Below are 18,084 nucleotides of genomic sequence, written 5' to 3'. Positions count from 1 at the left end.
CGAATTATAGTGTTTTATACTCGCAGGTATAATTTATAGTCCTTTCCATAATTGAGTATAAAAGTATGTCGACTCACAGCGGCTTTGTGTTCCGCCGCCCCGCCCTGGCACGCAGCATTGCCGACGGCCTGGTGGGGGCCGGTATTCAGGATTTTACCTCTGGCCTGTTTCTCGCGGCGCCGCGCCGCACCGGCAAAAGTACTTTTTTACGCGAAGACCTGATCCCCGAATGCCAGGCACGCGGCTGGCTGGCGGTGTATGTCGACCTGTGGGCCGACAAGGAGCAAGACCCCGCCGACCTGATCGCCAGTGCAATTGCCGGGGCTTTGGTGCCCTTTGAGAAGGGCATCCGCAAACTGGCAAAGAACATCGGCATCGAAAAACTCAGCTTCCTGCGCACCTTGTCCTGGGATTTCACCAAACCCCAACTCCCGGTCGGCGCGACCCTGACGCAGGCCCTGGAGTTGCTCCACAGCGCTGCCGGCAAAACCGTGGTGCTGGTGATTGATGAAGCCCAGCATGCGCTGACTACCGACGCGGGCATAAACGCGATGTTTGCCCTGAAGGCTGCGCGCGATCAGCTCAACCAAGGCCGGGAAGGCGAGGGCAGTGGTTTGCGCCTGGTGTTTACCGGCTCCAACCGCGACAAACTCGCGCATTTGGTGTTGGTTAAAAGCCAACCGTTCTTCGGCTCCAGCATCACGCCATTTCCCTTGCTCGGCAAAGAGTTCACCCAGGCTTACACCGTGCACCTCAACGCGCACCTGGCCGAGACCAACCAATTCAACCCCGCCGACATCGACCAGGCCTTCGAGCTGGTCGGCCGTCGCCCGGAGATGCTGCGCACCATCATCGGTGAAGTCGCGCTGGAACTCGGCGAGGCGAGCAACTTGGGCCAACTGCTGCACAGCCGCGCCGAACTGCTGCGCGCAGGCGTGTGGACCGAATTCGAAAGCGCCTGGAACAATCTCACCATCGCGCAGCGTGCGGTACTGGAAGTAATGGTGGCGCGTTCGCAAAACAACGAGCCGTTCGCGCCGTTCACCGACAGCACGATTACGGCGGTCAGCCAGGCGCTGGAGGCCATGGGCAGCGACGTGGTGCCGGGCACCCAGACCATTCAGGCCTGCATCGATGCCCTGCGCGACAAGGAACTGGTGTGGAAGTCGAGCCGAGGCGGTTATGCCCTGGAAGACAAATCCTTCGGCGACTGGCTGCAGCACAAGCGCCGCACACCGGTTTAAATGCAACAGGGTTCAAAGGTGGGAGCTGGCTTGCCTGCGATGGCATCAACTGTGTATCACTGATACACCGATTTGCCTGCATCGCAGGCAAGCCAGCTCCCACATTAATGTTTGGCGTGGCTTACTTTTTAACCAGCGCCGAACACGCCGCTTTGTAGGCTTCATGCTGATATTTGTTCAGCGTGGCCGGCAGTTCAAAGTTGTGTTTCTTGTTTTGCGCGTTGAGGGTCTGCGGCGACAGCAGCGTCACGTCAACGCCGTCCAGCAGTTGAAATACGCCTTCAATCTTGAACGTGGTCGGGCCGCCGGCGAATTCGCCTTTTTTGCTGCGCTTTTTGATCGCGATACGGGTGATGGCGTTTGCTTGCACGAAAGCCTTCACCTGCGCGGCGAAAGCTTTGACGTTGGCCGCCTCATCGTCGTCTTCGAGGGCGATTTTCTTGGTGGCCAGGGCGACGTGGGTCAGCGCCAGCCCGTCTTGGGAGGCGACAGCGATAATGGCTTCGCTGCCTTTGATTTCGATGCCGCAAATAGTCATGCAATGGCCTTGATTCAGCGTAAAGGTGACGGGGATTGTCGCTTATTCCTGGCCGATCGACTCCAAAAACTCCGACCGCTCATCACTCATCCGCGCCAGACAATCATTCTGTTGAATCGCATAGTCCTTGCTGCCATTCACCGCCGGGAAGGTGTCCACCGCGCAATCGGCATCGCGCAGTTTTTCCCACTTTTGCTGGGCGTCCTTCAGACGAGCGGTAATGTCGGCCAGTTGCGACTTGTTGCCGGCATAGGCCGAGCCCATGCGTTCCAGCAAACCTTGATAGTTATCCTTGAGCAATTGCTCGGCGGTGGTTTTGTTGTAGGTCGCGCATGCCAGGGTTTGTTTGTCGTTTTCGATGCCATCGCACGGCGTGTTGTCGGTGTCTTCGGCCGCGTGAACGCCGGTTGCGATGAGTGCCAAAGCCAGGAAAATCGATTTCATTGCGCCGTCTCATATCAGGTGATGCGGAATTCTGGCTCAAGCGTAAGACAAAGAACAGTCGCCAGTCAGACGTGTCTTTATGCGCTTTGTCGCGGATTGACGCTTTCGGCAATTCCCTTGTCGTTTTTGCACCCGGCTCAGGTTGCCCCGGGGCATATGCTGGCCCCAAAGCGCCGGCAGACGATTCGGCGCATGAATCGCCAATAAGGGGACGCCTGATGAGCCCAGCGCAATTGCACGCCGACAGCATCGTTATCGACGGGCTGATCATTGCCAAGTGGAACCGCGACCTGTTCGAGGACATGCGCAAAGGTGGCCTGACCGCCGCCAATTGCACCGTGTCGGTGTGGGAAGGGTTCCAGGCCACTGTCAATAACATCGTCGCCAGCCAGACCCTGATCCGTGAGAACAGCGACTTGGTGATTCCGGTCAAAACCACCGCCGACATTCGCAAGGCCAAGGAGCTGGGCAAGACCGGCATCATCTTTGGCTTCCAGAACGCGCATGCGTTTGAAGACCAGCTCGGCTACGTCGAGATCTTCAAGCAGCTCGGCGTGGGCGTGGTGCAGATGTGCTACAACACCCAGAACCTGGTCGGCACCGGGTGCTACGAACGCGATGGCGGCTTGTCGGGCTTTGGCCGCGAAGTAGTCGGCGAAATGAACCGCGTCGGCATCATGTGCGACCTGTCCCACGTGGGCTCCAAAACCAGCGAAGAAGTCATCCTCGAATCGAAAAAACCGGTGTGCTACTCGCACTGCTTGCCTTCGGGGCTTAAAGAGCACCCGCGCAATAAATCCGATGAAGAACTCAAGTTTATCGCTGACCACGGTGGGTTTGTCGGCGTGACCATGTTCGCGCCGTTCCTGGCCAAGGGCATTGATTCGACCATCGACGACTACGCCGAAGCCATCGAATACACCATGAACATCGTCGGCGAAGACGCCATCGGCATCGGCACCGACTTCACCCAGGGCCATGGCCAGGATTTCTTCGAAATGCTGACCCATGACAAGGGCTATGCGCGCCGCCTGACCAGCTTCGGCAAAATCATCAACCCGCTGGGCATCCGCACCGTGGGCGAGTTCCCGAACCTCACCGAAACCCTGCTACGACGCGGCCACAGCGAACGCGTGGTGCGCAAGATCATGGGCGAGAACTGGGTGAATGTCCTACACGACGTTTGGGGCCAATAAATAACTCTGGAGCCTACTCCGCTCGCCGATAGCTGCGTCAGGTCCTCGCGCCAAACTCGCCGTACGTACCGTACTGTCTCGCTTGTCGCTCCGGTCCTTCCTTGCTCTCGACGTGCTCGCTACGGCTCCAAAGTCATTCACACGGCTTGTTTATAAGAGCAAAACAAAAGCTTTGCTAAGCACTGAAACCGAATTTTCTGGAGTTAAGTTTCCATGGCCAATATCGCCCCGCAATTGCCTATCGAAGTCGACAGCGAAACCGGTGTCTGGACCTCCGACGCCCTGCCGATGCTGTACGTGCCGCGCCATTTTTTCGTCAACAACCACATGGGGATCGAAGAAGTACTCGGCGCTGACGCCTACGCCGACATTCTCTACAAGGCCGGCTACAAATCCGCCTGGCACTGGTGTGAAAAAGAAGCCGAATGCCACGGCCTGGAAGGCGTTGCGGTGTTCGAGCACTACATGAAACGCCTGTCGCAACGCGGCTGGGGCTTGTTCAATATCCAGGACATCGACCTGGACAACGGCACCGCCAGCGTCAAGCTGGAACACTCGGCCTTCGTCTACGTGTACGGCAAGGTCGGGCGCAAAGTCGACTACATGTTCACCGGCTGGTTTGCCGGCGCCATGGACCAGATTCTGCAAGCGCGTGGCAGCCAGCTGCGCACCGTGGCCGAGCAAGTCTACGGCGGCTCCGAAGAAGGCCATGACGACGGCCTGTTCACCGTCAAGCCGTTGTAAGTCGAGGAACCCTGCCATGGCTTTCGAAGCAATGTTCGCGCCGATCCAGATCGGCAAACTGACCATTCGCAACCGCGTGCTCAGTACCGCCCACGCCGAGGTGTATGCCACCGACGGCGGCATGACCACCGACCGCTATGTGAAGTATTACGAAGAGAAAGCCAAGGGCGGTATTGGCCTGGCGATTTGCGGCGGGTCTTCCAGTGTGGCCATCGACAGCCCGCAAGGCTGGTGGAAATCGGTGAACCTGGCCGATGACCGGATTATCCCGCACTTCCAGAACCTGGCCGATGCCATGCACAAGCATGGCGCCAAGATCATGATTCAGATTACCCACATGGGCCGTCGCTCGCGCTGGGATGGCGAGCACTGGCCGACGTTGCTGTCGCCGTCTGGCATTCGCGAGCCGGTGCACCGCGCCACCTGCAAAACCATCGAGCCGGAAGAGATCTGGCGCGTGATCGGCAACTACGCCAGCGCCGCTGCGCGGGCCAAAGCCGGTGGCCTCGACGGTGTGGAACTGTCGGCGGTGCACCAGCACATGATCGACCAGTTCTGGAGCCCACGGGTCAACAAGCGCACCGACGAATGGGGCGGCAGCTTTGAAAACCGCATGCGTTTCGGCCTGGAAGTACTCAAGGCCGTGCGCGCTGAGGTCGGCGCGGATTTCTGCGTGGGCATTCGCCTGTGCGGTGATGAGTTCCACCCGGACGGCTTGTCCCACGAGGACATGAAACAGATCGCCAAGTACTACGACGACACCGGCATGCTCGACTTTATCGGCGTGGTCGGCTCGGGGTGTGACACCCACAACACCCTGGCCAACGTGATCCCGAACATGAGTTATCCACCGGAGCCGTTTTTGCACTTGGCCGCCGGTATCAAGGAAGTGGTCAAGGCGCCGGTGCTGCACGCGCAGAACATCAAGGACCCGAACCAGGCCACGCGCATTCTGGAAGGCGGTTATGTGGACATGGTCGGCATGACCCGTGCGCACATTGCCGACCCGCACCTGATCGCCAAGATCAAGATGGGCCAGATCGACCAGATCAAACAGTGCGTCGGCGCCAACTACTGCATCGACCGCCAGTACCAAGGGCTGGACGTGCTGTGCATCCAGAACGCCGCGACCTCGCGTGAGTACATGGGCGTGCCGCACATCATCGAGAAGTCCAGCGGGCCTAAACGCAACGTCGTGGTGGTCGGTGCCGGGCCTGCCGGGATGGAAGCTGCACGCGTGGCGGCGGAGCGTGGCCACGACGTGACGCTGTTCGAGAAAAAAGACTTTATTGGCGGGCAAATTACCACGGCTTCGAAGGCGCCGCAGCGCGACCAGATTGCCGGGATCACCCGCTGGTTCCAGCTTGAACTGGCGCGACTTAACGTCGACCTGCGCCTGGGCGTGGCGGCGAATGCCGAAGCGATCCTCGACCTGCGCCCGGATGTGGTGGTGCTGGCGGTGGGCGGGCATCCGTTCCTGGAGCAGAACGAACACTGGGGCGCGGCTGAAGGCCTGGTGGTGAGCAGTTGGGACGTGCTCGACGGCAAAGTTGCGCCGGGCAAAAACGTGCTGGTGTACGACACCATTTGCGAATTCACCGGCATGTCGGTGGCGGATTTCCTTGCCGACAAAGGCAGCCAGGTCGAGATCGTCACCGACGACATCAAGCCCGGCGTGGCCATCGGCGGTACGTCGTTCCCGACCTACTACCGCAGCATGTACCCGAAAGAAGTGATCATGACCGGCGACATGATGCTGGAAAAGGTCTACCGCGAAGGCGACAAACTGGTGGCGGTGCTGGAGAACGAATACACCGGCGCCAAAGAGGAGCGGGTAGTCGATCAGGTGGTTGTGGAAAACGGCGTGCGCCCGGATGAAGAGATCTACTACGCGCTCAAAGGCGGCTCGCGCAACAAGGGCCAGATGGACATCGAAGCGTTGTTCGCGATCAAGCCGCAGCCGTGCCTGAGCGAGGCGGGTGAAGGCTACTTGCTGTTCCGCATCGGCGACTGTGTGGCGCAGCGTAATACCCACGCTGCGATCTATGACGCCCTGCGCCTGTGCAAGGATTTCTGAAAACAGCCGCAAGCCATAAGCTTCAAGCAACAAGAAAGAGCAATGGGTGATCGCTTTGACTTGCCGCTTGTAGCTTGAAACTTGCCGCTTGAGGTCACCTCAATGTTGAACACTTTGCTGCCTATTCTGCTGTTTGCGGCGCTGGGCCTCGCAGCACTCGGCGCACTGCGCCGGGTGAACATGTGGCGCCGTGGCCGCGCGTCCAAAGTCGACCTGCTCGGCGGCCTGCTGGCGATGCCCAAGCGCTACATGGTCGACCTGCACCACGTGGTCGCCCGCGATAAATACATCGCCAATACCCACGTCGCTACCGCTTTGGGCTTTGTGTTGTCGGCGCTGCTGGCGATTCTGGTGCACGGCTTCGGCCTGCATAACCGCATCCTCGGCTATGCCTTGCTGCTGGCCTCGCTGCTGATGTTTGTCGGCGCCACCTTCGTCTACCTGCGTCGGCGCAACCCGCCGTCGCGCCTGTCGAAAGGGCCGTGGATGCGCCTGCCGAAAAGCCTGATGGCGTTCTCGCTGAGCTTCTTTGTGGTGACGTTGCCGGTGGCCGGAATTCTGCCTGCTGACTTCGGTGGCTGGTTGTTGGCAGCACTGCTCAGCGTGGGTGTGGTGTGGGGCGTGAGCGAGATGTTTTTCGGCATGACCTGGGGCGGCCCGATGAAACACGCCTTCGCCGGCGCGCTGCACCTGGCCTGGCACCGCCGCGCCGAGCGTTTTGGTGGCGGCCGTTCGACCGGTTTGAAACCGTTGGACCTCACCGACAAAGGCGCGCCGCTGGGCGTGCAAAAGCCCAAGGATTTTACCTGGAACCAACTGCTCGGTTTTGACGCTTGCGTGCAGTGCGGCAAGTGCGAGGCCGCGTGCCCGGCCTTCGCCGCCGGCCAGCCGCTGAACCCGAAAAAGCTCATCCAGGACATGGTGGTCGGCCTGGCCGGCGGCACCGATGCCAAGTTCGCCGGCAGCCCGTCTCCAGGACAACCCATCGGCGAACACAGCGGCAACCCGCACCAGCCAATCGTCAACGGCCTGGTGGACGCCGAAACCCTATGGTCGTGCACCACCTGCCGCGCGTGCGTGGAAGAGTGCCCGATGATGATCGAACACGTCGACGCCATCGTCGACATGCGCCGCTACCTGACCCTGGAAAAAGGCGCCACGCCGAACAAGGGCGCCGAAGTCCTGGAAAACCTGATCGCCACCGACAACCCCGGCGGCTTTGCACCCGGTGGTCGCCTGAACTGGGCGGCGGATTTGAACCTGCCATTGTTCAGCGACAAGGGCAGCGCCGACGTGTTGTTCTGGGTCGGCGACGGTGCCTTCGACATGCGCAACCAGCGCACCTTGCGCGCCTTCGTCAAAGTGCTGAAAGCCGCCAGGGTCGACTTCGCGGTGCTCGGCCTGGAGGAGCGCGACAGCGGCGATGTGGCCCGGCGCCTTGGCGATGAAGCGACGTTCCAACTGCTGGCCACGCGCAATATCCAGACGCTGGAAAAGTACTGCTTCACGCGCATCGTCACCTGTGACCCGCACAGCTTTCACGTGCTGAAAAACGAGTACGGCGCGTTCAACGGCAACTACGTGGTGCAGCATCACAGCACGTTCATGGCCGAGCTGATCGGCGACGGCGCGTTGAACCTCGGCCAGCACAAGGGCAACAGCGTGACCTACCACGACCCGTGTTACCTGGGCCGTTACAACGGCGAATACGAGGCCCCGCGCCAAGTGCTGCGCGCGCTGGGCATTGAGGTCAAGGAGATGCAACGGTCGGGTTTGCGCTCGCGCTGCTGTGGCGGCGGTGGCGGTGCGCCGATCACTGATATTCCCGGCAAGCAACGTATTCCCGATATGCGCATGGACGACATCCGCGAAACCGGCGCCGAGCTGGTGGCTGTGGGTTGCCCGCAGTGCACGGCGATGCTCGAAGGCGTGGTTGAGCCGCGCCCATTGATCAAGGACATTGCCGAGCTGGTGGCCGACGCGTTGCTTGAAGACGCAGCGCCTGCCAAAGCCCCAGCCAGGCTTGAACCTGCGGAGGTGCACTGATGAGCGAGATTATCCGCCGCGACCCACGCGCCGAATGGATCGCGCGTAACCGTCTGCACCCGCTGCACGCGGCGATGCAGCCGGTGCAAGAGCAGTGGATGGGGCCGAACGGCATCATCCGCAAAAACCCGCATGGCGTCGGTTTTATCGGCCCCAACGGCATCAAGCGCATCGACCGCAGCGGCGCCCAGCAAGGCGGCGCGGCCAAGCGCTCGGCCGCTGTTGAAGTGCAGTTGCCGTTGCACCAGGTGCCTGCACCGGCGTTTTACATCAGCGTGGTACCGGACATGGTCGGCGGCCGCCTCAGCAGCCACGACCGCGATGTGCTGGGCCTCGCGCGGCAACTCGCGGGCAGCGACGGCGCGGTGTTGGTGGTGGTGTTTGGCGAACACAAGGAAGGCGCTTTTGCCACGGCCGGGGTTGATCGCCTGCTGGTGCTGGAAGGCCACGCATTCGACGGTTATTCACCGGAGCAACGCGTGCACGGCCTGCGGGCTGTGGATAACCAGTTCAGCCCGCGCCACTGGTTGCTGCCCGACAGCCGCAGCGGCGGTGGCGAGCTGGGCCGACGTTTTGCTGCCAGCCTCAAAGAGCGCCCGGCCACACGGGTGTGGCAGGTCAACGGCGAAGCGTGCATCGGCCGCGCCGGTGCGGGCCAGGTAGATTTGGCGCGGCCATTGCCACGCCTGATTCTGGCCGCCGCCGAATGTGCCGAGCCGGTCAGCGACACGCGCCACGAAGTGTTGCCGGTGGAGTTATCCACAACCCTGGCGCGCAGCTTGCCGCGTATCGAAGACCTCGGCGCCGTGGCGGTGGACCCGGCGGCGATTCCGATGGCCGAGGCCGAATTCATTTTCTCTGGCGGCAACGGCGTGCAGGACTGGCCGCTGTTCCACCAGGCCGCCGCCGCGCTGGGCGCCACCGAAGGCGCCTCGCGCGTGGCGGTCGACGATGGCTTTATGGCGCGTGATCGCCAGGTTGGCGCCAGCGGCACGTGGGTCACGGCAAGGGTTTACGTGGCCGTGGGGATTTCCGGGGCGATCCAGCACCTGCAAGGCATCGGTGCCTGCGACAAGGTGGTGGCGATCAACCTCGACGCGGACTGCGACATGATCAAGCGTGCCGACCTGTCGGTAATCGGCGACAGCGCCGCGATTCTGCAAGCCTTGATCGCTGCGGTCGAGGCCTACCGCAACGGCGCCAAGCGCGACGCGGCTTAAGCAAAGGACAAGGTTATGCACACTCACGTAATCAGCCTGGTTTCCATCGGTGCCCACCCCACGTCCGGGCGCCCGCGCCGCGCCGAGCAAGACGCCCGCGCCGTCGAGCTGGGCCTGCAACTGGCTGGGGATAAGTTGCAGGTGTTGCACGCCGGCAACATCCACGAGCCGACCTTGCGCAGCTACTTGGGCATGGGCTTGCCACAGTTGCACGTGCTGGAACAGCCGGCCGGCGCGGACGCCTTGCCGGCGTTGAGTGATTACCTGCGCGAAGCCGGCGCCCACGTAGTGCTCACCGGCAGCCAGGCAGAAACCGGCGAGGGTTCGGGCATGTTGCCGTTCCTGCTGGCGGAGCACTTGGGCTGGCCATTGATTGTCGGGCTGGCGCAGGTTGAGTCCATCGATGGCGGCGTGGCGCATGTGCTGCAGGCGTTGCCGCGTGGGCAGCGGCGCCGCTTGAAAGTGCGTTTGCCGTTTGTGGCCACGGTGGATAACGCCGCGCCCAAACCCCGGCAAAGCGCTTACGGCCCGGCGCAGCGTGGCCAGTTGGCGGCGCATGAGGTGGAGATAGAAGCAGACGAGTTATTCACAGGCGCGCAGCTGCAACCGGCCAAGCCTCGGCCCAAGCGCCTTAAAGTAATCAAGGCCAAGAGCGGCGCCGACCGCATGAAGGCTGCAACCGCCAAAGCCAGTGGCGGCGGTGGGCAAGTGCTCAAGGGGCTCAGTGCTGAAGACGGTGCCCAAGCCATCCTCAAGCTGCTTATCGAAGAAGGCGTGGTGCGTTAGTCACCGGTGGGACGGGCTTACCCACAATCCCTGTTGATCCGCCTGTGGATAACCTGTTTGCGACTGTCCACAGGCCCTTAAAACCAAGCCCTGCAGCCCTCTGTACGAAAAACAACCAGGCTAACTGACGGTTTTTGCTGGTTTTTTCCGTGAATAACTTAATTCCCATGCACAGACTTGCCCCCAAAGTCTGTTGGCGCTTCTGTGGATAAGATGTTCGCTATCGTCTACAGGCCTTATAAAACGTGGCTTTCAGTGAGGTGATCAAAATATGATCAATCTGCGCGATTTACCCTGTTCACGGGCTGTAAACCCCCGGAATCTGAAGGGTTCAGGTGGTTTTCCACAGTGGTGCCGAAGTTGCCCCCAAAGTCTGTTGGTGCTTCTGTGGATAAGGTGTTCGCGTAGTGCTACAGGCCACGTGATACGGGCTTCTCGGTGGGTTGGTTAATAAGTGATCAGTTGCTTGTGGAATTCGATAACTTGAATAAGTCACGGATTTTCTTCGACTATTTTCAACAGAGACGCGCACTTGCCCACAATTACTGTGGGTGGCTTTGTGGATAAGTTGTTGGGCAAAGGCTGCAGGGCAGGATTTCAGAGGCCTGTAACGAAGTTGATCAATTCTTGAACACCCACGCGATTCAACTGTGGGAGCGGGCTTGCTCGCGATAGCGGTCTGTCAGTCCCCAGATGTACTGGCTGACACACCGCCATCGCGAGCAAGCCCGCTCCCACACACACACTTTTTTGATCGTGGGTGGGTCGGTTATTCGTGTACGGCCACGCCTTTGAGATAAGGCGCGGGCGCGGCGCCGAGGTTGCTCAGCAAACGCTCGCTGTACCAGTCCACAAAATTCACCACACCAAACTCATAGGTTTTCGAGTACGGGCCAGGCTGGTAGGCGGTGGAGTTGATACCGCGCTGGTTCTCTTCAGCCAGGCGGCGGTCCTGGTCGTTGGTGGCGTCCCAGACTTTGCGCATGCGTTCAACGTCGTAATCCACACCTTCCACGGCATCCTTGTGCACGATCCACTTGGTGGTGACCATGGTTTCCTGCGCGCTGATCGGCCACACAGTGAACACAATAATGTGGTCGCCCATGCAGTGGTTCCACGAGTGCGGCAGGTGCAGGATGCGCATCGAGCCGAGGTCCGGGTTCTGGATGCGGCCCATCAGCTTGGCGCAACCCTGTTTGCCGTCCAGGGTCATCGACACGGTGCCCTTGAGCAACGGCATGCGCACGATGCGGTTACGCAGGCCGAAGCTGGCGTGGGCGTACGGAATTTTTTCGGCGTCCCAGGCCGCGGCCGAGGCGGCAACGTGGTCCTTGAATGCCTGGTCGGCACGCGGGTCGGTGACGTCGTCCCATTCCAGCAGGGTTTTCAGCAGTTCCGGGTGCGACGCGTTGCAGTGGTAGCACTCGCGGTTGTTTTCGAGCACCAGTTTCCAGTTGGCTTTTTCGAACAAGGTGGTCTGGATCGCCACCTTGGTGTTCTCCATGTCGTAGGGTTCCATGTAGTGGTTCAGCGTCGACAGAAAGTCATCCATGGCCGGCGGGTTCTTCGCCAGGCTGATGAAGATGTAACCGCCGGCGGTCTTCACGTTCACCGGCTTCAGGCCGTATTGCTGCATGTCGAAGTCGGCACCCATCTCGGTGCCGGCGAACAGCAGGCGGCCGTCCAGTTCGTAGGTCCACTGGTGGTAGTGGCACACAAGTTTTGCCACCTTGCCCTTGTCGCTGGTGCACAAGCGCGAGCCACGGTGGCGGCACACGTTATGAAACGCATGCACCACGCCCTCGGCGCCACGGATCACGATGATCGGGTTCTTGCCCACTTGCAGGGTCAGGTAGTTGCCCTTGGTGGGGATCTCGCAGGTCATGCCGGCGATCAGCCACTCTTTTTGGAAGATCTCCTGCATGTCGATATCAAACAGCCGCTCATCAGAGTAAAACGGCTGCGGCAGCGAAAATGTACGCTCGCGCTCTTGCAACATCTGCGCGGTGGCCTTGCGTGCGGGTTCCAGCGGATCGCCCAAGCTTAAGGTTGCGGTGACGTCCATCGTGTGTGTCCTCAAGGCCATTCTGGGTGGCCGCGATAAGTGACTAATCAGGTTTTGCAGCAAGGCGTAAAGAAAGTGTCTTGGTTGGGAGCGAGTGTGGGGCCGCCGATGCGCCGAACCTTATCCATGAGCGACATGGCCCACTCTGTTCCCGACGCGCAACCCCAGTGCCATGGGGGCTGGTCGCGATAAGTATGTGAATGTCGCAGATAGGTAAATGGGTGGTTCGCGCGTTACGCAGAATCGCCACCATGAGGCCGACCTACGGCTGCGGAGAACAGCATGTCCAACAGCTTCCTGAATCCGGTCACTACCCAGACCTGGGCGAATGGTCGGCACATCGTCCGTTGCGTCAAAGTCATCCAGGAAACCTGGGACGTGCGCACCTTTTGCTTTATGGCCGACCAGCCGATCCTGTTCTTTTTCAAGCCGGGGCAATTCGTCACGCTGGAGCTGGAAATCGATGGCCAGCCGATCATGCGTTCTTACACTATTTCCAGCTCACCCTCGGTGCCGTACAGCTTTTCGGTGACGATCAAGCGGGTGCCCGGCGGCAAGGTCTCCAACTGGTTGCACGACACGCTGCAGGAAGGGCAAGAGCTGGCGGTGCACGGGCCGGTCGGGCTGTTCAATGCCATCGATTTCAGCAACCCCAAAGTGCTCTACCTCAGTGGCGGCGTCGGCATCACGCCGGTGATGTCCATGGCGCGCTGGTATTACGACACCAACGCCAACGTCGACATGACCTTTGTCCACAGTGCGCGCTCGCCCAAAGACATCATTTACCACCGCGAGCTGGAGCACATGGCGTCGCGGATCGACAACTTCAGCCTGCACCTGATCTGCGAGAAACACGGTTTGGGTGAGCCCTGGGCCGGTTATCGCGGCTACCTGAACCACAAGATGCTCGAATTGATGGTGCCCGACTTTCTGGAGCGCGAAGTGTTCTGCTGTGGCCCTACGCCCTACATGAACGCGGTGAAACGCCTGCTGGAAGTGGCTGGTTTCGACATGGCGCGGTACCACGAGGAATCCTTCGGCGCCACACCGCCCGAAGCGCGTGCCGACGCAGTGGAGCAAGCCGAGCAAGCCGCCGACGCGCCGGAAATCGACCTGGCCGACCTGCATCAAGTGGAGTTCATTGCCTCCGGCAAGAGCATCCGCGTGGCGCCGGGCGAGACGGTTCACGCCGCAGCGGCCAAGCTGGGTTTGCTGATCCCCAAAGCCTGCGGCATGGGCATTTGCGGAACGTGCAAGGTGATGAAGCTGGGTGGCGAGGTCGAGATGGACCACAACGGCGGGATCACTGAAGAAGACGAAGCCGAGGGCTACATCCTGTCGTGCTGCAGCGTGCCCAAGGGCGACGTGCGCATCGAGTTCTAATCAACCACGATCCAGTGTGGGAGGGGGCTTGCTCCCGATAGCGGTGCGTCAGTTATAAAAATTCTGACTGGCAGGCCGCAATCGGGAGCAAGCCCCCTCCCACAGTTCAGGTGGATAAGGGTTACTGGGCGTAGACGTGCACGACGAAGTGCTGGCCTGATGCTGTCATTTCATAGACTTTGTCGTAGACCTTCAGCGTCCTCGACGGTTCTTTGATGGTGTCACCGACTTTTGCGAGTTTCCTGAACTCATCCCAGTCAATGACTGTGGTGCTGAGCGTGCCGTCGTTTTGCCGGGTGTTGCTGATGCAGTCATATTCCATGGGTCTGGCTCTCTACTGGATTTCCGTTTCCAGCCGAATGTTCGGCGGGCAGTGTCCCGGAAGGGTGGCCGCTGCAGCGGCCTTTTCCTTTCGGGTTCCAAGAGGCTAGACGATGAATGTGCAGCGTGCTTCTGTCAGAAATACCAAATAACAGTCTCGGCATTTCGCCAGTATTCTTCGTGACCAGCCCACCCCTGTAATGCGGGTACGGCCCAATGTGGGAGGGGGCTTGCTCCCGATAGCGGTCTGTCAGTCAGAATATATGTCACTGACAGACCGCCATCGGGAGCAAGCCCCCTCCCACTTTTGTTCAGGGGTGACTGTCAGGCGCCCATCACTTCTCGAATGTCCGCGGCCAATTCTCTGACACGCTCTTCCTCTGTATCCCACGCACACATGAAGCGCGCGCCGCCTTTGCCGATAAACGTGTAGAAGCGCCAGCCCTTGGCCGTCAGCGCTTCAATGGCGGCTTCCGAGAGTTGCAGGAACACGCCGTTGGCCTGCACCGGGAACATCAATTCCACGCCGGGAATATCCGCCACCAGGCTGCTCAGCAATTGCGCGCAACTGTTGGCGTGGCGTGCGTGTTTGAGCCAGGCGTGGTTTTCCAGCAAGCCTACCCAGGGCGCCGAAAGGAAGCGCATTTTCGACGCCAACTGGCCGGCCTGTTTGCAGCGGTAGTCGAAGTCTTCGGCCAGTGTGTGGTTGAAGAACAGGATCGCCTCACCCACCGCCATACCGTTTTTGGTGCCGCCAAAGCACAGCACGTCCACACCGGCTTTCCAGGTCAGGTCGGCAGGCGAGCAGCCGAGGAACGCGCAGGCGTTGGCGAAGCGCGCGCCGTCCATGTGCAGGTTCAGGCCCAGCTCTTTGCAGGTGGCGCTGATGGCGCGGATCTCTTGCGGCGTGTACACGCTGCCGACTTCGGTGGCTTGGGTCAGGGTGACCACGCGCGGTTTGGGGTAGTGAATGTCTTGGCGCTTGAGGGCGATCTCGCGGATCGATTCCGGGGTCAGCTTGCCGTTTTCGGTGCGTGCGGTGAGCAGCTTTGAGCCGTTGGAGAAAAACTCCGGCGCGCCGCATTCGTCGGTTTCGACGTGGGCGGTTTCCGAGCAAATCACGCTATGGTAGCTCTGGCACAAGGACGACAGTGCCAGCGAGTTGGCGGCGGTGCCGTTGAAGGCGAAGAACACTTCGCAGTCGGTTTCAAACAGATTACGGAAACCGTCGGCGGCGCGGTGGGTCCATTCATCATCGCCATAGGCGCGTTGATGGCCTTGGTTGGCTTGTTCCATGGCGGCCCAGGCTTCCGGGCAGATGCCGGAATAGTTGTCGCTGGCAAATTGTTGGCTCTTGTCGGTCATGGCCCATTCCTGTGGTCGATGTTGGTGCGCACTGTAACCAAGATTGTTGGGCATGCGCACGCACTGTAAATGCAAAGTCACTGGGGAATTATGCACGGTACTCAAACGATTCCTGTCGGACGCGTCCGCGATGGCGCGCTGGATTTGCTCAAGTGGCTGGCGCTGTTGAGCATGGTGCTCGACCACCTGCGTTATGTCGGCTGGAGCCTGGACGGCCTGTATGTGCCGGGGCGCCTGGCGTTCCCGTGGTTTTGCCTGGCGATTGCGGCGAATTTGCAGCGGGTGAGGAATGCCCCGGTGACGGGCCAATGGCGTTATTTGGGTTGGTTGCTGGTGTTCAGCGTGATCAGCGAAGTGCCGTACCGGTTGTTTATCGACGATGCCGATACGTTGAATGTGCTGCCCACTTTGGCGCTGGGGTTGTTGGTTGCGCGAGGATGGCAGCATAAGGCGGTGGTTGATCGAGGATTGGCGTTGATCGCGCTCGTACTGGCGACGGTGTTTTCCACACAGCTGATGTTCGGGTTCTTTGGTGTGTTGTTGCCGTTGGCCATGCTGTTGGTGTTCAAGCGCCCATGGTATTTCAGCGTGTTGCCGGGTTTGGTGTGTGTGGCCGCCAATCAGTGGCAGATTTTGCTCAATAGCGGCACGCCCGTGGCGCTGATGGGCTTGGCTGCCTGTTTGCTTGCGCCATTGCTCGGCCTGGTCTTGTTGCGACATGCCAAAAACACCTCGCCACCCGCCATGCGCCGCTGGGCATATGCGCTGTATCCCATGCATTTTGTGCTGCTGCTACTTCTTCGCAAGATCATTGCCTGAATCCCTATGGCGGGGCTATGTGGGAGGCTATGTGGCAGGAGCAATCAGGGAGCAGCTATGTAGGAGTAGCTATGTGGGAGGGGGCTTGCTCCCGATAGCGGTGGTCCAGCTCGCACATGTGCTGGCTGACACACCGCTATCGGGAGCAAGCCCCCTCCCACACAAGCCAGCCCCAGGCCAGCTTCCAGGCAGGCCAGCCTCCACACAAGCCAGCCCCAGGCCAGCTTCCAGGCAGGCCAGCCTCCACACAAGCCAGCCTCAGGCCAGCTTCCAGGCAGGCCAGTCTACACATAAGCCAGCCCAGGCCAGCTTCCAGGCAGACCAGCCTGCACACAAGCCCGCCTCAGACCAGCTTCCAGGCAGGCCTGCTTCTCCACCCAAGCCAGTTTCCAGGCCAGCTCCCACACATGCCAGCCCCCCACCAGCCTGTTCCCGGATTTGTTCGGTGTTGTTTCGCCAATGTCGTAAACGCACCTTTGCGTGGCGTCCGTAGGCATTTGACCTGCGGGCGCCAGCCCTACCATCGCATCAAAGGGCCCTGCACGGGCCTCAACAATACGAAAGGCTGGGAGAGACGCGATGTTCAGCAAGAAAGACCAGATCCAGGGATATGACGACGCATTGCTGGCGGCGATGAATGCCGAAGAGCAGCGTCAGGAAGATCATATCGAGCTGATCGCGTCGGAGAACTACACCAGCAAACGTGTGATGCAAGCGCAAGGCAGCGGCCTCACCAACAAATACGCCGAAGGCTACCCCGGCAAACGCTACTACGGTGGCTGCGAACACGTCGACAAGGTTGAAGTGCTGGCCATCGAACGCGCCAAGCAGTTGTTCGGCGCCGATTACGCCAACGTGCAGCCGCATTCCGGCTCATCCGCCAACAGCGCGGTGTACCTGGCGCTGCTGAATGCCGGTGACACGATTCTTGGCATGAGCCTGGCCCACGGCGGCCACCTGACCCACGGCGCCAAAGTGTCGTCCTCGGGCAAGCTGTACAACGCGGTGCAATACGGCATCAACACCGACACCGGCTTGATCGACTACGACGAAGTCGAGCGCCTGGCGGTCGAGCACCAGCCGAAAATGGTTGTGGCGGGCTTCTCTGCCTACTCCAAAACCCTGGACTTCCCACGCTTTCGCGCAATCGCCGACAAAGTCGGTGCGTTGCTGTTCGTCGACATGGCCCACGTCGCCGGGCTGGTCGCTGCCGGCCTGTACCCGAACCCGTTGCCCTACGCCGACGTAGTCACCACCACCACCCACAAAACCCTGCGCGGGCCGCGTGGTGGTTTGATCCTGGCCAAGTCCAACCCGGAGATTGAGAAAAAGCTTAACTCGGCCGTGTTCCCCGGCGCTCAGGGCGGCCCGCTGATGCATGTGATCGCCGGCAAAGCGGTGTGCTTCAAGGAAGCCCAAGAGCCAGGCTTCAAGGTGTATCAGCAACAGGTCATCGATAACGCGCAGGCCATGGCCGAGGTGTTTATCAAGCGCGGTTACGACGTGGTGTCCGGCGGCACCGACAACCACTTGTTCCTGGTCAGCCTGATCCGTCAGGGCCTCACCGGCAAAGAGGCCGACGCTGCCCTCGGCCGTGCGCACATCACCGTCAACAAGAACGCCGTGCCGAACGACCCGCAGTCGCCGTTCGTGACCTCGGGCCTGCGCATCGGCACCCCGGCGGTGACCACGCGTGGCTTCAAAGTGCCGCAGTGCATTGAGCTGGCCGGCTGGATCTGCGACATCCTCGACAACCTCGGCGACGCCGATGTGGAGGCCAACGTGGCCAAGCACGTGTCTGCCCTGTGCGCTGATTTCCCGGTTTATCGCTGAGCG

The 18,084-nt window shown here is 60.5% G+C and carries 15 protein-coding genes; 10 read left to right on the top strand and 5 right to left on the bottom strand.

Annotation, left to right across the window (positions count from 1 at the left end; translation table 11 throughout):
* The first annotated feature begins 65 nt into the window (after positions 1-65).
* Positions 66-1,244 (top strand): AAA family ATPase, encoded by a 1,179-nt coding sequence (locus AO240_RS00640; protein WP_099234762.1) that lies wholly within the window; start codon positions 66-68, stop codon positions 1,242-1,244.
* Positions 1,245-1,365: 121 nt separating this feature from the next.
* Here AO240_RS00640 and AO240_RS00635 read toward each other — a convergent pair whose 3' ends face one another.
* Together AO240_RS00635 and AO240_RS00630 are read right to left on the bottom strand one after the other, a co-directional pair.
* Entirely contained in the window at positions 1,366-1,782 is a 417-nt protein-coding gene (locus tag AO240_RS00635) for a DUF3010 family protein (RefSeq protein WP_099234761.1), read from the bottom strand.
* Between the two features lie 42 nt (positions 1,783-1,824).
* Positions 1,825-2,226 carry a lysozyme inhibitor LprI family protein gene (locus AO240_RS00630; protein WP_099234760.1) on the bottom strand — a complete coding sequence of 134 codons (402 nt, stop codon included), beginning with the start codon at positions 2,224-2,226 and terminating at the stop codon, positions 1,825-1,827.
* Between the two features lie 218 nt (positions 2,227-2,444).
* Between AO240_RS00630 and AO240_RS00625 the strand changes: the two genes are divergently transcribed.
* The 6 genes from AO240_RS00625 to AO240_RS00600 all read left to right on the top strand — a co-directional run bounded on the left by AO240_RS00625 (position 2,445) and on the right by AO240_RS00600 (position 10,295).
* Complete coding sequence (locus AO240_RS00625; RefSeq protein ID WP_099234759.1) at positions 2,445-3,422, top strand: dipeptidase; 978 nt, start codon at positions 2,445-2,447, stop codon at positions 3,420-3,422.
* A gap of 213 nt (positions 3,423-3,635) precedes the next feature.
* Positions 3,636-4,166, top strand: coding sequence for a 4-vinyl reductase (locus AO240_RS00620; protein ID WP_099234758.1), 531 nt, complete (start codon positions 3,636-3,638; stop codon positions 4,164-4,166).
* 16 nt (positions 4,167-4,182) lie between these two features.
* Positions 4,183-6,243 carry a dimethylglycine demethylation protein DgcA gene (gene dgcA, locus AO240_RS00615; RefSeq protein ID WP_099234757.1) on the top strand — a complete coding sequence of 687 codons (2,061 nt, stop codon included), beginning with the start codon at positions 4,183-4,185 and terminating at the stop codon, positions 6,241-6,243.
* A gap of 102 nt (positions 6,244-6,345) precedes the next feature.
* On the top strand, positions 6,346-8,289 hold the full coding sequence (gene dgcB, locus AO240_RS00610; RefSeq protein ID WP_099234756.1) for a dimethylglycine demethylation protein DgcB: 1,944 nt from the start codon (positions 6,346-6,348) through the stop codon (positions 8,287-8,289).
* Positions 8,289-9,509: an electron transfer flavoprotein subunit alpha/FixB family protein gene (locus AO240_RS00605; protein ID WP_099234755.1), complete on the top strand. Its 1,221-nt coding sequence runs from the start codon at positions 8,289-8,291 to the stop codon at positions 9,507-9,509. The genes dgcB and AO240_RS00605 overlap by 1 nt, the downstream gene beginning before the upstream one ends.
* 15 nt (positions 9,510-9,524) lie before the next feature.
* Positions 9,525-10,295, top strand: coding sequence for an electron transfer flavoprotein subunit beta (locus tag AO240_RS00600; protein ID WP_099234754.1), 771 nt, complete (start codon positions 9,525-9,527; stop codon positions 10,293-10,295).
* Between the two features lie 769 nt (positions 10,296-11,064).
* Here the strand turns inward: AO240_RS00600 and gbcA are convergent.
* Positions 11,065-12,360 (bottom strand): glycine-betaine demethylase subunit GbcA, encoded by a 1,296-nt coding sequence (gene gbcA, locus AO240_RS00595; RefSeq protein ID WP_058415195.1) that lies wholly within the window; start codon positions 12,358-12,360, stop codon positions 11,065-11,067.
* A 282-nt stretch (positions 12,361-12,642) separates the two neighbouring features.
* On the opposite strand from gbcA, the gene gbcB reads away from it, so the two are divergent.
* Positions 12,643-13,743, top strand: coding sequence for a glycine-betaine demethylase subunit GbcB (gene gbcB / locus AO240_RS00585; RefSeq protein ID WP_058415196.1), 1,101 nt, complete (start codon positions 12,643-12,645; stop codon positions 13,741-13,743).
* Between the two features lie 121 nt (positions 13,744-13,864).
* On the opposite strand, the gene AO240_RS00580 is transcribed toward gbcB, so the two are convergent.
* Both AO240_RS00580 and AO240_RS00575 read right to left on the bottom strand, forming a co-directional pair.
* Positions 13,865-14,065, bottom strand: coding sequence for a hypothetical protein (locus tag AO240_RS00580; RefSeq protein WP_099234753.1), 201 nt, complete (start codon positions 14,063-14,065; stop codon positions 13,865-13,867).
* A gap of 323 nt (positions 14,066-14,388) precedes the next feature.
* Positions 14,389-15,429: a low specificity L-threonine aldolase gene (locus AO240_RS00575; RefSeq protein ID WP_058415197.1), complete on the bottom strand. Its 1,041-nt coding sequence runs from the start codon at positions 15,427-15,429 to the stop codon at positions 14,389-14,391.
* A 90-nt stretch (positions 15,430-15,519) separates the two neighbouring features.
* On the opposite strand from AO240_RS00575, the gene AO240_RS00570 reads away from it, so the two are divergent.
* A complete protein-coding gene (locus AO240_RS00570; protein ID WP_099234752.1) occupies positions 15,520-16,248 on the top strand; it encodes a TraX family protein in 729 nt (242 codons plus the stop codon).
* A gap of 579 nt (positions 16,249-16,827) precedes the next feature.
* The gene (gene glyA / locus AO240_RS00565; RefSeq protein ID WP_058415199.1) at positions 16,828-18,081 is read left to right on the top strand and encodes a serine hydroxymethyltransferase; all 1,254 of its coding nucleotides are present in this window, start codon (positions 16,828-16,830) and stop codon (positions 18,079-18,081) included.
* Positions 18,082-18,084 lie beyond the last annotated feature (3 nt).

This window comes from Pseudomonas sp. ICMP 460, assembly GCF_002723595.1.
Taxonomy (GTDB): domain Bacteria; phylum Pseudomonadota; class Gammaproteobacteria; order Pseudomonadales; family Pseudomonadaceae; genus Aquipseudomonas; species Aquipseudomonas kitaguniensis.
This window is presented reverse-complemented; position numbering and strand designations above follow the sequence as displayed.

What these genes read in the sequence shown, in the direction of transcription:
- AO240_RS00580 (WP_099234753.1), bottom strand. Translation starts at nt 14,065, where the DNA reads ATGGAATATGACTGCATCAGCAACACCCGGCAAAACGACGGCACGCTC.
- AO240_RS00605 (WP_099234755.1), top strand. Translation starts at nt 8,289, where the DNA reads ATGAGCGAGATTATCCGCCGCGACCCACGCGCCGAATGGATCGCGCGT.
- AO240_RS00640 (WP_099234762.1), top strand. Translation starts at nt 66, where the DNA reads ATGTCGACTCACAGCGGCTTTGTGTTCCGCCGCCCCGCCCTGGCACGC.
- AO240_RS00635 (WP_099234761.1), bottom strand. Translation starts at nt 1,782, where the DNA reads ATGACTATTTGCGGCATCGAAATCAAAGGCAGCGAAGCCATTATCGCT.
- AO240_RS00575 (WP_058415197.1), bottom strand. Translation starts at nt 15,429, where the DNA reads ATGACCGACAAGAGCCAACAATTTGCCAGCGACAACTATTCCGGCATC.
- glyA (WP_058415199.1), top strand. Translation starts at nt 16,828, where the DNA reads ATGTTCAGCAAGAAAGACCAGATCCAGGGATATGACGACGCATTGCTG.
- gbcB (WP_058415196.1), top strand. Translation starts at nt 12,643, where the DNA reads ATGTCCAACAGCTTCCTGAATCCGGTCACTACCCAGACCTGGGCGAAT.
- AO240_RS00630 (WP_099234760.1), bottom strand. Translation starts at nt 2,226, where the DNA reads ATGAAATCGATTTTCCTGGCTTTGGCACTCATCGCAACCGGCGTTCAC.
- dgcB (WP_099234756.1), top strand. Translation starts at nt 6,346, where the DNA reads ATGTTGAACACTTTGCTGCCTATTCTGCTGTTTGCGGCGCTGGGCCTC.
- dgcA (WP_099234757.1), top strand. Translation starts at nt 4,183, where the DNA reads ATGGCTTTCGAAGCAATGTTCGCGCCGATCCAGATCGGCAAACTGACC.
- AO240_RS00620 (WP_099234758.1), top strand. Translation starts at nt 3,636, where the DNA reads ATGGCCAATATCGCCCCGCAATTGCCTATCGAAGTCGACAGCGAAACC.
- AO240_RS00600 (WP_099234754.1), top strand. Translation starts at nt 9,525, where the DNA reads ATGCACACTCACGTAATCAGCCTGGTTTCCATCGGTGCCCACCCCACG.
- AO240_RS00570 (WP_099234752.1), top strand. Translation starts at nt 15,520, where the DNA reads ATGCACGGTACTCAAACGATTCCTGTCGGACGCGTCCGCGATGGCGCG.
- gbcA (WP_058415195.1), bottom strand. Translation starts at nt 12,360, where the DNA reads ATGGACGTCACCGCAACCTTAAGCTTGGGCGATCCGCTGGAACCCGCA.
- AO240_RS00625 (WP_099234759.1), top strand. Translation starts at nt 2,445, where the DNA reads ATGAGCCCAGCGCAATTGCACGCCGACAGCATCGTTATCGACGGGCTG.